Source organism: Arthrobacter sp. R3-55 (genome assembly GCF_054161505.1).
The window spans coordinates 70,088-83,490 of the sequence record NZ_CP096423.1; the positions used below are offsets into that span (position 1 = coordinate 70,088).

General features: G+C 62.4%; 18 protein-coding genes. 10 read left to right on the forward strand and 8 right to left on the reverse strand.

Going from position 1 to position 13,403, the window contains the following annotated elements; translation table 11 throughout:
* Positions 1 to 156: 156 nt before the first annotated feature.
* From rpsF to rplI, 4 genes are all read left to right on the forward strand, one after another.
* Positions 157 to 462, forward strand: a complete 306-nt coding sequence (gene rpsF, locus M1D51_RS00295) for a 30S ribosomal protein S6 (RefSeq protein ID WP_011776755.1) — start codon at positions 157 to 159, stop codon at positions 460 to 462.
* Positions 463 to 512: 50 nt separating this feature from the next.
* A complete protein-coding gene (locus tag M1D51_RS00300) occupies positions 513 to 1,094 on the forward strand; it encodes a single-stranded DNA-binding protein (RefSeq protein WP_011776754.1) in 582 nt (193 codons plus the stop codon).
* A 128-nt stretch (positions 1,095 to 1,222) separates the two neighbouring features.
* Positions 1,223 to 1,462 (forward strand): 30S ribosomal protein S18, encoded by a 240-nt coding sequence (gene rpsR / locus M1D51_RS00305; RefSeq protein WP_003800144.1) that lies wholly within the window; start codon positions 1,223 to 1,225, stop codon positions 1,460 to 1,462.
* An 18-nt stretch (positions 1,463 to 1,480) separates the two neighbouring features.
* A complete protein-coding gene (gene rplI / locus M1D51_RS00310) occupies positions 1,481 to 1,933 on the forward strand; it encodes a 50S ribosomal protein L9 (protein WP_024818808.1) in 453 nt (150 codons plus the stop codon).
* Between the two features lie 97 nt (positions 1,934 to 2,030).
* On the opposite strand, the gene M1D51_RS00315 is transcribed toward rplI, so the two are convergent.
* Complete coding sequence (locus M1D51_RS00315; RefSeq protein ID WP_172322420.1) at positions 2,031 to 2,453, reverse strand: DUF1801 domain-containing protein; 423 nt, start codon at positions 2,451 to 2,453, stop codon at positions 2,031 to 2,033.
* A 71-nt stretch (positions 2,454 to 2,524) separates the two neighbouring features.
* Here M1D51_RS00315 and M1D51_RS00320 point away from each other — a divergent pair, with 71 nt between their 5' ends.
* The gene (locus tag M1D51_RS00320; protein ID WP_458108079.1) at positions 2,525 to 3,376 is read left to right on the forward strand and encodes a PhzF family phenazine biosynthesis protein; all 852 of its coding nucleotides are present in this window, start codon (positions 2,525 to 2,527) and stop codon (positions 3,374 to 3,376) included.
* 13 nt (positions 3,377 to 3,389) lie between these two features.
* Here the strand turns inward: M1D51_RS00320 and M1D51_RS00325 are convergent, their stop codons facing one another.
* The 3 genes from M1D51_RS00325 to M1D51_RS00335 form a co-directional block, all read right to left on the reverse strand.
* A complete protein-coding gene (locus M1D51_RS00325) occupies positions 3,390 to 4,901 on the reverse strand; it encodes a DUF6297 family protein (RefSeq protein ID WP_458108080.1) in 1,512 nt (503 codons plus the stop codon).
* A 19-nt stretch (positions 4,902 to 4,920) separates the two neighbouring features.
* A complete protein-coding gene (locus M1D51_RS00330) occupies positions 4,921 to 5,598 on the reverse strand; it encodes an ABC transporter ATP-binding protein (protein ID WP_458108081.1) in 678 nt (225 codons plus the stop codon).
* 142 nt (positions 5,599 to 5,740) lie between these two features.
* Positions 5,741 to 5,950 (reverse strand): hypothetical protein, encoded by a 210-nt coding sequence (locus tag M1D51_RS00335; RefSeq protein ID WP_216659679.1) that lies wholly within the window; start codon positions 5,948 to 5,950, stop codon positions 5,741 to 5,743.
* Between the two features lie 191 nt (positions 5,951 to 6,141).
* Here M1D51_RS00335 and M1D51_RS00340 point away from each other — a divergent pair, with 191 nt between their 5' ends.
* The gene (locus M1D51_RS00340; RefSeq protein WP_458109639.1) at positions 6,142 to 7,041 is read left to right on the forward strand and encodes a diacylglycerol/lipid kinase family protein; all 900 of its coding nucleotides are present in this window, start codon (positions 6,142 to 6,144) and stop codon (positions 7,039 to 7,041) included.
* 3 nt (positions 7,042 to 7,044) lie between these two features.
* Here M1D51_RS00340 and M1D51_RS00345 read toward each other — a convergent pair whose 3' ends face one another.
* Both M1D51_RS00345 and M1D51_RS00350 read right to left on the reverse strand, forming a co-directional pair.
* Positions 7,045 to 7,896 carry a hypothetical protein gene (locus tag M1D51_RS00345; RefSeq protein WP_458108082.1) on the reverse strand — a complete coding sequence of 284 codons (852 nt, stop codon included), beginning with the start codon at positions 7,894 to 7,896 and terminating at the stop codon, positions 7,045 to 7,047.
* Between the two features lie 146 nt (positions 7,897 to 8,042).
* On the reverse strand, positions 8,043 to 8,393 hold the full coding sequence (locus tag M1D51_RS00350; protein ID WP_458108083.1) for a hypothetical protein: 351 nt from the start codon (positions 8,391 to 8,393) through the stop codon (positions 8,043 to 8,045).
* A gap of 172 nt (positions 8,394 to 8,565) precedes the next feature.
* Between M1D51_RS00350 and M1D51_RS00355 the strand changes: the two genes are divergently transcribed.
* Positions 8,566 to 8,859 (forward strand): DUF4287 domain-containing protein, encoded by a 294-nt coding sequence (locus M1D51_RS00355; RefSeq protein WP_172322426.1) that lies wholly within the window; start codon positions 8,566 to 8,568, stop codon positions 8,857 to 8,859.
* An 86-nt stretch (positions 8,860 to 8,945) separates the two neighbouring features.
* Positions 8,946 to 9,395, forward strand: coding sequence for an SRPBCC family protein (locus tag M1D51_RS00360; protein WP_172322427.1), 450 nt, complete (start codon positions 8,946 to 8,948; stop codon positions 9,393 to 9,395).
* 9 nt (positions 9,396 to 9,404) lie between these two features.
* Here M1D51_RS00360 and M1D51_RS00365 read toward each other — a convergent pair whose 3' ends face one another.
* Together M1D51_RS00365 and M1D51_RS00370 are read right to left on the reverse strand one after the other, a co-directional pair.
* Positions 9,405 to 10,373, reverse strand: coding sequence for a hydroxymethylglutaryl-CoA lyase (locus M1D51_RS00365; protein WP_458108084.1), 969 nt, complete (start codon positions 10,371 to 10,373; stop codon positions 9,405 to 9,407).
* On the reverse strand, positions 10,370 to 11,620 hold the full coding sequence (locus M1D51_RS00370; RefSeq protein ID WP_458108085.1) for a CaiB/BaiF CoA transferase family protein: 1,251 nt from the start codon (positions 11,618 to 11,620) through the stop codon (positions 10,370 to 10,372). Before M1D51_RS00370 ends, M1D51_RS00365 begins: the two co-directional genes overlap by 4 nt.
* A 99-nt stretch (positions 11,621 to 11,719) precedes the next feature.
* Between M1D51_RS00370 and M1D51_RS00375 the strand changes: the two genes are divergently transcribed.
* Together M1D51_RS00375 and M1D51_RS00380 are read left to right on the forward strand one after the other, a co-directional pair.
* Complete coding sequence (locus M1D51_RS00375; protein ID WP_458108086.1) at positions 11,720 to 12,232, forward strand: N-acetyltransferase family protein; 513 nt, start codon at positions 11,720 to 11,722, stop codon at positions 12,230 to 12,232.
* Positions 12,233 to 12,294: 62 nt separating this feature from the next.
* Positions 12,295 to 13,371: an alpha/beta hydrolase gene (locus tag M1D51_RS00380; RefSeq protein WP_458108087.1), complete on the forward strand. Its 1,077-nt coding sequence runs from the start codon at positions 12,295 to 12,297 to the stop codon at positions 13,369 to 13,371.
* Positions 13,372 to 13,403 lie beyond the last annotated feature (32 nt).

Sequence of the window (13,403 nt, forward strand, 5' to 3'; positions counted from 1 at the left end):
AATAGCTTTGAGTGCAGGAGATGCACTAAGATATTGAAGTCTGTGTTACGCCCTCTTGCCGTGTCTTCGGTGGGGGAGCGCCGACGCAGCATCGCAAATGAACCTCCTGTTACGGAAATACCGTAACCGCTTAGCCCAAAGGAGGTGGGTTCACATATGCGTCCTTACGAATTGATGGTAATCATCGACCCCGAGGTCGAAGAGCGTACCGTAGAGTCGTCGCTTCAGAAGTTCCTCAATGTCATCACCACCGATGGTGGAACCATCGAAAAGGTAGACATCTGGGGCCGTCGCCGTCTGGCGTACGACATCAAGAAGAAGTCCGAAGGTATCTACGCAGTGGTGAACTTCACCGCAGCACCGGCTACCGCCAAGGAACTTGATCGCCAGCTGTCTCTCAACGAGACGATCATGCGCACCAAGATCATCCGCCCTGAAGACCAGAAGGTCGTTGCTGAGTAATCAGCCCCTTCCAGATCTTTACCCCGAAGGAACGAACAAGGAGGCAGTAGATGGCAGGCGAAACCACTATTACGGTCATCGGTAATCTCACCAATGACCCGGAGCTGCGGTTCACCCCGTCTGGCTCGGCAGTAGCGAACTTCACCATCGCTTCTACTCCCCGGACCTTTGACCGCCAGTCCAATGAGTGGAAGGACGGGGAAACCCTGTTCCTCCGCGCATCTGTATGGCGCGAAGCAGCCGAGAACGTAGCGGAGTCCCTCACAAAGGGAATGCGCGTCATCGTTTCCGGCCGTTTGAAGAGCCGTTCCTACGAAACAAAAGAAGGCGAAAAGCGCACCGTAATTGAGCTTGAGGTCGACGAAATCGGCCCCAGCCTGCGTTACGCAAACGCCAAGGTCAACCGCACCCAGCGCTCCGGCGGCGGGCAGGGCGGCTTTGGTGGCGGTAACGCCGGTAATTCCGGTGGCTTCGGAGGTGGCGCTCCTGGTGGAAACCAGGGCGGCGGCAACTCCGGTGGAACCTGGGGCGGCAACCAGCCCGCACAACAGCAGGATGACCCTTGGGCTACGCCCGGTGTCAGCAACGCTGGCGGCTGGGGCAACGGCCCGGATTCCGAACCTCCCTTCTAAACAAAACATAAACGTCCGACGCCGGACACTCACCGGAACTGCCGCAAGGCACCAAGGTGACAACCGCCGTCGAACACCACCATCCCGTGGATCAATATCCACGGGCTCCATAGAAAAGGAGCTCCACGATGGCTAAGGCTGAACTCCGTAAGCCCAAACCAAAGTCCAACCCCTTGAAGGCCGCTGACATCACTGTCATCGACTACAAGGACGTAGCACTGCTGCGCAAGTTCATCTCCGACCGCGGAAAGATCCGCGCTCGTCGCGTCACTGGCGTTACCGTCCAGGAACAGCGCAAGATCGCCCAGGCAATCAAGAACGCCCGCGAAGTTGCTCTGCTGCCTTACTCCGGCGCTGGCCGCGGCTAAGGGAAGGGATTAACTAACATGGCAAAGCTCATTCTGACCCACGAAGTAACCGGTCTCGGTGCTGCTGGCGACGTTGTGGAGGTCAAGGACGGTTACGCACGTAACTTCCTGCTGCCCCGCGGCTTCGCTCTGACCTGGTCCAAGGGTGGCGAGAAGCAGGTTGAGTCCATCAAGGCTGCCCGCGCCGCTCGTGCGCACGCTTCTGTTGAAGCTGCACAGGCACAGGCCCAGGCTCTGTCCTCCAAGAAGGTCAAGCTCGAGGTGAAGGCCGGCGAGTCCGGTCGTCTCTTCGGCACCGTCAAGCCTGCTGATGTCGCTGCTGCTGTCGAGGCCGCTGGCCTCGGCGCCATCGACAAGCGCAACGTTGAACTGCCGAACCACATCAAGTCTGTCGGTTCGTACACGGCCAACGTTCGCCTGCACGAGGACGTTTCCGCTGTCATCGACCTCGAGGTCGTAGCAAGCAAGTAACCTTGCGCAGCGCAAGTAGTCTCTGACTGCAACTGAAGACCCCCGCTACCGGATTCCGGTGGTGGGGGTCTTTTGTGTGCCCAACTCGACGGGTGATTTACGGGGTGTGGAGCTCGTCCATGACGTGCCGGTATCCCGTGCGGATCATCTGCGCCAGGACGTCCTTGTCCACATCGTCCAGTTTGTTGACATAGAGGCAGGCGGCCCCGGTCTTGTGTTTGCCGAGGTCGGGAAGCAGCCTGTCGGCGTCGGGGCCGTAGGTCAGCCCGTACAGTGCCAGGTTGGCCTTCCGTGGTGAGAACCCGACGGCGGCCGAGTCACCCTCGCGGCCGGTCTCGTATTTGTAGTGATAGCTGCCGAAGCCCACAATGGTGGGTCCCCACATGACGGGTTCCTGACCGGTGATGTCCCGCATCATCTCCAGCAGCTCGAAGGCGTCCGCGCGCCGTGTCGGGTGTTCCACCGCGGCCAGGAATTCTTCCACGGACACTGCCGTGGGTTGGGTCTTGTTCTCTGCCATAGGGGTAGTTTCGCAGACGGGGGACAGGTTAGTCAGCACTACCCGGCAACGCCCGATGGTAGCCTTCACGGGTGACTTCAGAAGCCCTGCGCAGCCGCCCGTTCCACCAAGTGGACGTCTTCTCGGATCAGCCGTATCGGGGCAACCCGCTTGCCGTGGTGGTGGACGCCGAGGGTCTCAGCAGCGAGAAAATGCAGCACTTCGCCAACTGGACAAACCTCTCCGAGACCACATTCCTGCTCCCTCCCACCCACCCGCTGGCGGACTACAAGGTGCGGATCTTCACGGGCAGTGAAGAGTTCCCGTTCGCCGGGCACCCCACCCTCGGCTCGGCGCACACGTGGTTGCAGGCCGGGGGAGTGCCCAAGACTGACGGTGTCCTTGTCCAGGAGTGCGGCGCCGGTTTGGTGAGGCTGAAGCACGACGCCGGGCGGCTGGCTTTCGCTGCGCCGCCGCTGACGCGCTTTGGTCCGGTTGAAGACGATATCAAGGCCCGGCTCGCGGCAGCCCTGCGTCTTCCGCAAGATGAGTTGCTGGACATTTCGTGGCTGGTGAATGGACCCACCTGGATCGGCGTGCTCCTCAGCTCGGCGGAGCAGGTGCTGGCTATCGATCCGGACCTCGTCGCCATGGGTGAGTTGAAGGTCGGGGTTATCGGTCCGCACCAGCCAGGTTCCCCCGTGGACTTTGAAGTCCGTACGTTCATTCCGGGAGATGCCATGGTGGAAGATCCTGTGACCGGCAGCTTCAATGCCGGTGCGGCCCAGTGGCTGATCGGCTCCGGCAGGGCACCCCAGGAATACGTGGCGGCCCAAGGCACCGTGCTCGGGAGGGCCGGGAGGGTGCACATCAAAGCCGAGGACGGGGAGATCTGGGTGGGTGGAGCGTCGGCCACGTGCATCGAGGGAACGGTCCGGCTCTAAATCCTTAACGTCGTCAGGTCCGCTTGGGCCGTGACAGCACAACCACCAGGAAGATCCCTGCACTGAACACGGCTTGAACCAGCAGCACGGACCACGGGACGTAGCCCAGGTAAAGGGCCACCAGGAGTGGAATCGTGGCCAGGATGGTCACGTCCAGCCCGCGGAGCAGGGAGCCCAGTTGGGCGCGGGGAACAGGGCCGAACGGAGTCTCAACCGGCGGAGCTGTCCAGTCAGGCGGAGTCCTGGTGGCGGCGCGGAGAGTCCCAGCACCCATGCCCACACCTGCAAGGGCGCCCACCGCCATCAGCAAGGGATCTGCAGCACCGAGAAGAACCAGCAGCCCGCTGAGCGCGGTCATCCACAGTGCCATTGCCAGGCAGGGCATCAGCGTGCGACTGGTCCTGACAAGGGCCGGATGCAGTGGCAGCAGGGCGTCGAGCTCTGGAACCAGGGCGGTTTTGCGGGCCACGGTTCCCATGCCGGACGCTGTGGCGCATCCGGCGATCACGATAACCGCCAGCTGGGCGAATTCGGGCAGTCCGCCTTCTACGAGCAGTATCGCCATGCAGGCTGCAAGCCAGATGATGGATGGGGCAAGCGGGGGATGCAGCCGGAGGAAGGCAACGGCATCAGCACGGATCAGCGCCCGCAGGGGGCCGCGCGTTGGCCGGGCGTAAAAGCGGGCCGCCCGGCCGCCGTCGACCCTTGGACGGCCGCTGCCCAGAGCACGCAGTACCTCGTTGGCGTCCATCATGAACAGTGAAGCGCCGGCGTGCCCGGCAACGGCACCACCGCGAACCAACTCTTCACCCCGCACTCGCCCGGCGCGGCGAGCCACCAACGCCAGGAGTCCGACGGCGGCAGCGGCCACCAGCGCCGGCGGCCAAAGAGACCAGGACAGCGCGGGAAGGACTGCGCAGGCGAGGAGGGCGGCCGTCGTCGTGATTTTGGCTGTGCGCCGGCTCCACCAGCCGAGCTGCTGCATGGCCGATAGGAGCACGGCAACCGTGCCTGCGCCGGCGAAGGTAAGTGAAGCGAGAATATGCTCAACCGCGGTGCGGTCAACGGCGGTCACCAAGCTGAAGGGCAGGTAGATGATGGCCGAACCACCCGCCGTGAGAGCCACTTTACGGAAGAACGGGGGCAGGACCATGGGTCGGCGGTCCACCGGCAGCGACAACCACCAGGTACTCTCTGCGCCGCTAACCGTCATGGGTCCAAGCTTGCGCGCCAGGTTGCTGATAACCAGGAGGACTGCAAATGACACAGACGTCCACAGGACGGGTTCCGGAAGGAGGAGCCACTGCTTTCCGATGATGCTGCCGGTGGATGCCCGCCCGGCAATCTCGGTGCGCAGCGCCAGGACGAACGAGGCTGCCATGGTCAACGAGACGCCGATCCCAAGGCCCCAGCTGTAGGCGTCAACAAAACGGTCACCCCACGAGGTCCGGCTGCGCTTGTAACGCCGGGCGGAGCGGCGGGTGAAGCGGACAACGTCAGCGGCCAATTCACTGCTTTGTGCCAACGATTCACGATTGAGCATGTCAGGAGCCGGCAATGATCGAGGCCCCCTGCTCCGGATCGAATTCCCGGACTTCCTCGTCGATGACCAAACACGTGGAGGCTGTGGCGAGCAGCAGCTGGGGATCATGGGTTACCAGGACCACCGCGCCACCATCTTTGGCGTGGGCGGCGATGCGATCACTGAGGGCCACCCGCATCCGGGGGTCCAGCCGTTGCTCAGGCTCATCGAGGATCAGGAGCGACGACGGGCGGATCATTCCCGCTGCGAGCAGCAGCCTGCGCCGCTGACCGGAAGACAACGCATCCGGGATGGCATGCGACCTGCCCACAAGCCCGAAGAATTCCAACTCCTCCTCCACCCGCGTTTCCGGGTCATCCAGCGAGTGCCCCCGGGCAACCAGCAGCAAATGCTCCCGGACTGTGAGGGACGGGAAGAAGAGGTCGTCATCGAAAACGGCAGAGACCTGCCGTCGGAAGGGGACGGCATCCGGATCGATAAGCAAGCCATGGACTTTCACGTCTCCTGCCAGGGAAGCCTGGCGCCCCGCAAGAGTCCGGGCCACCGTGGACTTTCCTGCGCCGTTGACACCGACGATTCCCAAGACGTCCCCTGCGGCCACCGAGGCGTTGACTTCGCCGCAAACCGGAGCCCCCGCGTAACCAACCGACAGGCCTTCGGCCTCCAAAACTGTCCCCATGGTGCAACCCTACCGGCGGGACTGGCGGGTCGTTGTTGGAACGAGATGATCAGCTATGACATTCCCACTGTCACCATCGAGGGACGCTACGTGGTGTACTTCGCTGGCAGCGGAAAGAAGGCGGAAACCCTGATCCCGGTCGTTACAGCAGTGTCCGGGCGTCCAGGTCTTCCATCGCCCAAGTGAGGATCTTCAGGTCGAACGGATCGCGTTCCTGAATGCCGAAAATGTAGGCGTCGAAATCCCAAAGCCTCGCGTTCCCACCGTTGGCCCAATACCAGGCCCAAAGGTCGTCGAGGGTGATCTCATGCTCCCTGACCAGCGTGCGCGCCGTCTGGCGTGAGTCTTCCATGGGTTTTCCCCGCTGCTGATACAGCAACACACCGCATCAGGCTGATTGTTTGGGCCTCCGCTTCTGGAAACCCTTTTTCATGGTTTCACGTTCCGGACTCATCCGGAACCCCATTGCATTGCGAATAGTATGGAACTTCCGAGGAAAACTACCGCCTGAAAAGGGACCTCGCAATGAATCAGGAGCACACTGTGGATTCTGCCCGGACCTTTGAGTCGATCGTCATCATTTTCAACCCGAACAGCACGGGGGATGCACCCGAACTGGCTCAGCAGTTGCATGACCGGCTGAAGGAACTCCTTAAGTACCAGCCCGAGATCACCCTCCAGCCCACTGAACATGCCGGTCACGCCGTCGATCTTGCACGGGAAGCAGCCTCCAAGGGCGGTGATGTCCTGGTGGTTTCCGTCAGCGGCGACGGCGGTTACAACGAGGTGGTCAACGGTGTGATGCAGGCCGGGAATCCTCGAGCCGTCTGCGCAGTCAGGGCTGCCGGCAACGCCAACGACCATAGCCGGATCATGGCCACCAAGCCCTTGGAAGAGGCCATTGCGGAGGGACATGTCCATCACATCGACCTTCTCCGGATTCACACGGGCCAAACGGAGAACGAGCCCCTTGAATACGCACACTCATATATCGGGTTCGGCCTCACCCCGGTGGTGGCCACCGAACTCGAAAAGGGCAGCAAGGGTGCCCTGAAGGAAATGGTCACCGTGATCCAGACCTTCTCCAAGTTCGAGCCCTTTGGCATCCGTATGGCCGACGGTAAACGCCGGAAGTTCGACAGCCTCGTTTTCGCCAATATCAATGAGATGGCCAAGTACGCCACGTTGAGCGAAGCTGATGACCACCCCTCGGATGGGAAATTCGAGGTGATCGTCTTCCCGCACATGCCCAAATGGCGCACTCTCCTGACTGCGCTGAAGGCCACCACGCAGGGCCTGGGCGATCAACCGAGCGTGAGCAGTTACGAATTCACCACGCTCAAGCCGCTGCCGTATCAAATGGACGGCGAAGTGAAGTCCGTCGAGGCCAACGTCAAGGTGAAAGTGGAGTGCGCTCCGCGCGCCCTTGCCACCCTCGGCTAGCCGCTAGCCTGCAGGGGCGCAGGATGCCGTGACGAAGTCGTAGATCCGGCCCCGCAGTTCATCCGGCGCCGGAATCTTCAGCACACCCTTCCGGTTGCCCACTGCCACCCGCAGCGGCAAGAGCGTCCCCACTTTGTCCTCGGCAACAGCGTGCGGATCGCAACGGGCAGGGCGGATGGTCAGCGGGAGTTCCTGCTTGGCGGCGCCCAAGGTGACATTCCGGGGCCAGGGAGCCGTGGGGGTTTGGGCCAGCAATGGGGTCTCATCGATGGATTCAATAGTGAGTTGTTCCGTGCCGGATCCCGGTCCGGCCGGGGTCATGAGAAGGCGTACGACGGCGGTGCGGCCGTCCGCGGCGACCTCAAGTCCCGAATCCAAGACTATGGTCACGACGGCGGCTGCTGCAGTTGCGAGGCACAGCTCGCCGGCGTTTCTGCTCAGCACTCCGAACGGATCTGAAGCCCTGGTGTTCTGCTCCACAGGCGCCTTGCCCGGTACTGAGTAGGTGATGCCGGCGGAAAGTTCCGTTGATGCTTCTTGTGTTTCGCAGGCGGCCGCGGGCAAGGTTACGGGAAGGCTTTTAGGCTGACGCGGCGGCAATTCAAGGCTGCCCTCTGATGGTTCCCAGGAGATGTCACTCTGGAACAGCACGGATCGCAACCGGCCGCCGGTGACGGTCACCGGTGAATCCGTGGTGTTGGTGAGCTGCAGCAGGATGGCCTGTTTGCCGTATTGGTCCCGGGATTGGTTCACCTCGACGGTGATGGTGCCAGGGCTTGCGCTGGTCGCCTCGGAACCAGAACCGACGGAACCGGGGCCGCCGTAGTCGCAGGCGGCCAAAAGCGGGGTGGCCACAGCGAAGGCCATACCCGCCACAAACAATCGCCACCCCCGGCACATCATGCGATCAGTGTAGGGGCGCGTGCGAGCAACCCGATACCTGCGCAGATACCCGGTGCCACGTCATAAAGTGGCTTCCTTGGATTCGGTCATTCGCACCATTAATACTTGGAGAGTGCGGGGGAGTAGCGGAGGTAGATCCGGAAATCCTTGCCGCCGGCGTTGGCGATCCCGGTGCAGGTCTTTCGCAGGGTCCATAAATTCACGGGTTCGCAACGTTCCGAAGCCAGGTCCATTTCCACTGCCAGCGAGCTGGCGGTCTGCGGTGGTTTGACGTCTACAACCATTTCGCGCCAACAGCCTCCCGACCCGCATTCCTCGGAAATCGCGCCTACTGTGCTGGGTGCGGGAATTGCGGGGAATCCTGCATCGGACGGGACGCCGCCTTCATCTATTGCGGTCCACAGAATTGAGCAAAGCCACGCAACCAGGACAACCCCGCTAATCAGCACGGAGATGCATCCTTTGCGCGGGCGCGTTTGAACGTGGAGCGATTCAGCCATGTATTTCCCCCGGATTGAAGATCTCAGCCTACCTTGGCCGTGGCCATGCGTTCCGGCCGATAGGATGACCGCACGCAGTTAACAATTCCTCGCGGTGAACCAACTCTGAAGGGCCACACTGATGTCATTCCAGGCTTACCTCGATGCCGTTGAAGACAAGACCGGGCTCACGCCGCGGCAATTGGTTGAGATCGCCGAATCCAAGGGCTTCAATGATCCTTCCGTGAAGGCCGGGACCATCCTTGAATGGCTCAAAGCTGACTACGATCTTGGCCGTGGCCATGGAATGGCCTTGGTTCACGTCATCAAAAAGGGGCCACAGATCGACAGCAAGCATGTGGGGTCGGACGGGACTCACCGGGACGAGTCGGACATGCTCTGGTTGGACGGCAAAGCCACCAAGCCGCATTCCTGACAAAGCTGCAGCCTATGGCAAGTGAACAATAAGCATGCTTAGCTTAATGTCATCGCCGCGGCCGCATCTGCTCAGAAAGGATCCACATGTCCACCGTGACGCAGTTGTTCACGTCTCCCGCCGTCGAGGTCTGGAAGGTCATTGAGGACGGCTGGCTATATTCCGGCTGGGTGGTGGGTGCCTCAAGGATCCGTGCCGTGGACGATCACTGGCCGCAGGTAGGCTCCAAGCTGCACCATTCGGTGGGGTCATGGCCCTTCCTGCTCGATGACAGCAGCAGGGTGACCGGCATGGATCCGGGCAAGTCATTGGAAATTGTGGCCAGGGGCTGGCCTCTGGGCGAAGCCAAAGTGCTGATCACCCTGGAAGACCTCGGTGGTAACCAGTGCAGGGTCTCCATTGAAGAGGACGCCGTGCGAGGGCCTGGAAAAGTGATACCCAAGGCACTGCGGGACCCGGTGATAGCTGTGCGGAACCGAGAGACCCTGAGGCGGCTGGCACTGATGGCTGCCGGTGGAGCGGGCAGGAAAGGCTAGGATGCAGCTCTAGGGCGCAGGCTGCACAGCGGCAGGAATGACCCAGTCGAAAGCCTCTGCCTTGGAACGTGCACCCTGGGCCGCCTTGGAGCGGTTGGGCTCACCCAATTCGGCCAGCAGCTTTTCGGAAAGAACCACGAGCCCGCCGAACACCTCCCGCGTCAGCCACTCCGGGCGGGTGGCGAAGAGAATGTCCTCGCTGGCGGTGTTGCCGCTGGCGCCGGGCGCGAACGGGCAACCGCCCAAACCACCAAGAGCGCCATCAACCATGGCCGCACCGGCCTGGATGGCAGCCAAGGTGTTTGCCACCCCCAGGCCCCAGGTGTCATGGCCGTGATAGACGATCCGTCGAGCGGGAGACTCGTCCCGGACCCGCGCGATCAGGCGGGAAACCTGGGCGGGGAAGGCCTGGCCCAGGGTGTCGCAGATGACGATGTCCGTGGTGCCTTCAGCGCGGGGGTCATTGGCGATGGAGAGAACGCGTTCCTCCGGGACATATCCCTCGAACGGGCAGGTGAACGAGGTGGCAATACACAACTGGATCCGACCATTCACGGCGCGCGTGTACTCAACAGCCTCAGGCAGAGCGGCCAAGCTCTGGTCCGTGGTCCGGCCGATATTCGCTTTATTATGCGAATCCGAGGCCGATAAACAGTATTGGAAATTACGGACACCCGCCGCTGAAGCCTTGGCTACGTGGCCGGGGGTGGCTACCCAGATCCAACACCTTTCCAATTCCTCCGGGGTGAGGGCTTGAACCACTTCAAGCGTATTGGCCATGGTGGGGACCAAGTCTGCGCGGGCCATGGAACCGAGCTCGATGGCCGGCACTCCCAGCCGCAGCAATTCGCGGACCATCTCGATCTTCTGCTCGGTGGGCAGGAGTTTGCCCGTGAGCTGGAGTCCGTCGCGCAGCGTGACGTCACGCAGGATGACGTTGCCCGGCGTTGAGGCGAGGGGGCTTTCATAGTGGTTCATGCTCGGGTGGCTTCCTCGCGGCCGGTAGCCGCATTGATCTGAGCCGTGTCCATGTTCAGGAGCCCGCCAAGGATTTCCCGGGTGTTCTCGCCCAGGTCCGGGCCCAGGTTCCGAATGGGCAGGGACTGGTCCCCGATCACCGGAACAATGCCGGGGAAACCGACGCCGGGGAGGATCTCCTCTCCTGTGGAAACATCGAACTTCTGGATCATGTTCCGGGCAGCGTACTGGCTGTCCGTGCTGATGTCAGCAGCGGTATAGATAGGCCCGGCCGGAACCTCGGCGGCCTCGAGAACCGCGAGGGCCTCGGTGCTTGTAAGCGTCGCCGCCCACTGGCCGATCGCCTGGTCCAGTTCCTCACGCTTTGCCCAGCGCCCGGCATTCGATTGCAGGGAAGGGTCCTCCGCCAGGTCCGGGCGCCCAATGGTTTGCATGTACCGCTGGTATATCGAGTCGCCATTGCCGGCCACCACAATGCTGGAACCGTCCTTGCACAGGTACGCGTTGGACGGGGCGATTCCTTCCATGCGGCCACCCACGCGCTGCCGGTCCACGCCGTACGCCTGATAGTCCGGGATCAGCGATTCCATCATGGAGAACATGGCCTCGTTCAACGCGACGTCGATGATCCGCTCGGTGAGCGGAACGGCGCCAGCCGAGTCCCGGCGTCGTGCTTCACGCTGGTACAGGCTCATCATGGAGCCGAAGGCGGCGTAGAGGCCTGCGATCGAGTCTCCGATGGAGACGCCCACCCGGACCGGTGCGCGGTCAGGATCGCCCACCAGGTTGCGGAACCCGCCGTAGGCTTCGGCGACGGCGGCAAAACCGGGTCGCTCGGACAGCGGCCCCGTCTGCCCGAAAGCGGAGATTCGGGTGACGATCAGGTCCGGGTTCGCTTCGTTGAGGACTTCCGGGCCCAGGCCCCACTTCTCCAGAGTGCCGGGGCGGAAGTTCTCCAGGAGGATGTCGCACTTGGCAACGAGCTCCAGCACTGCCTGCTTGCCGGCGTCGGTGCGTAGATCCAGGACCACGGACTTCTTGTTGCGGTTAAGGGTGCGGTAGAGCATGGAGGTGTTGCCCTTGTGCAGGCGCCAGTTGCGCAGCTCATCCCCCGTTCCGGGCCGCTCCACCTTGATGACCTCGGCTCCGAAGTCAGCCAGCAGGCGTCCTGCCGTGGGAGCCGCTATGTAGTTGCCGAGTTCCAGGACCCGGACACCGTCCAAGGGGGCGATTGCTGGGTGTGTCATGGTCTGCTTTCGTACGTGCCGGACAGGGATCAGTGGCCAGATCCCACTCTATGAGTTGCCACTCATTCTGCAAGCGCTTCTGCTGACTAGACTGAGCCGATGTCTTTCACCATCCGGCCCGCCCTGCCCGCTGACGTGGCGAGCATACTGGCTGTGGAGCTGGAGGCGGGTGGTATTTCCGCCACCGGCTCGAAGCGGTTCGCCGCCAATATGACCGCCGCAATCATGGACCCCGCGCGTCTGGTCCTGGTGGCAGAAACTCAAGCGAACGTGGCGGCGGATGGAGGTTCCGGCGTCGTGGGCTGGGCGAAAACGCACTACTGGGACCATGGCGACGGTCCGGCACCAGCGGGGCACTATTTGGGTGGTGTCACCGTTCGGCCCGGTTTCCGGCGTCAAGGAGTGGCGGTGGAGCTGACCCGGGACCGGCTCCAGTGGGTGTGGGAGCGGGCGGAGAGTGCCTGGTACGTGGTCAACGCGCGCAATGAAGCGTCGTTGGCTTTGCACGCGCGGTGGGGCTTCAGGGAGGTTGCGCGGCGCCCCGGTTTTCATACGGTGAGGTTCGACGGCGGCGAAGGCGTCCTGCTGCAGGCGGCGCGACCGCTGTCCTGATGCTCGCGGACGCCCTTGCGCCATACCATGGTCCAGAGATACGCCGACCGGGGGAGTGTGCAATGGGGCCGTTGGAATCGATCCAAGCCAGTACGAGGCGGGATGAATCAGCCCAGGCGGGTTCTCCCTCGAAGAGCCGGCGAAGGCGCTCCACCCGGCACCGGAAACTTGAGTTGGCGATATTGGTGGTGCTGATCATTGCCGTGGCGCTGTCCGCTACTCCGTGGCCTTCCGCCATGTTGATCCGGACTGTCTTTGAGCGCGGTGCGCAGGCAACCATCGATGAAATGACGCCATACGTTCCCGATACACCGCTGCAAACCCAAGCCGGCGTGGTGTACAAGCCCGGTTCCACCTTTGACGTCTTCAGCCCCGAGGGAACCACCACGCCACTTCCCACGGTGGTGTGGATTCACGGAGGAGCCTGGATTTCCGGAGCGCAGCGGGATGTGAATCCGTACCTCCAAATCATCGCTGCCGAGGGTTACACCACCATTGGCATGAGCTACCCGATCGCCCCCGAGGCCACGTATCCCACTGCCGTGCGTGACATCAATGAAGCCCTCACCTACATCAAGGCACACGCCGCCGAACTCAACGTGGATACCAGCCGCATTGTGCTGGCCGGTGACTCTGCAGGCGCCCAACTGGCCAGCCAGATGACCACGCTCACTGTAAACCCCGCCTACGCCAACCTGATGGGGATCGAGCCGGCCCTCCAAAAATCGGAGTTGTCGGCCACCATCCTGCATTGCGGCGTCTACGACCTCCGGGCCATGGCTGATCTCAGCGGCATCGTAGCCTGGGGCTTCAAGACCTCCCTCTGGGCTTACACGGGCACCAAGGATTGGTCTGCCACTTACGCCGGGGCCACCATGTCCACCGTCGATTTCGTCACTGACGACTTTCCGCCGACCTTCATCAGCGGTGGCAACGGTGACGAGCTCACCTGGCTCCAGTCCGTGCCCTACAGCAACCGCCTCAAGGACGCCGGCGTCCCGGTGACTGAGCTGTTCTGGCCCGCGAACCACCAGCCTGAACTTCCGCACGAATACCAATTCCACCTGAACTTTGACGAGGCACGCGAGGCGCGGGACAAGACGTTTGCCTTCCTGTCCACGCACGCTCCTCGTAGTTGATTGGGCTGGAACCGACCCGCTCGGTCGAAACT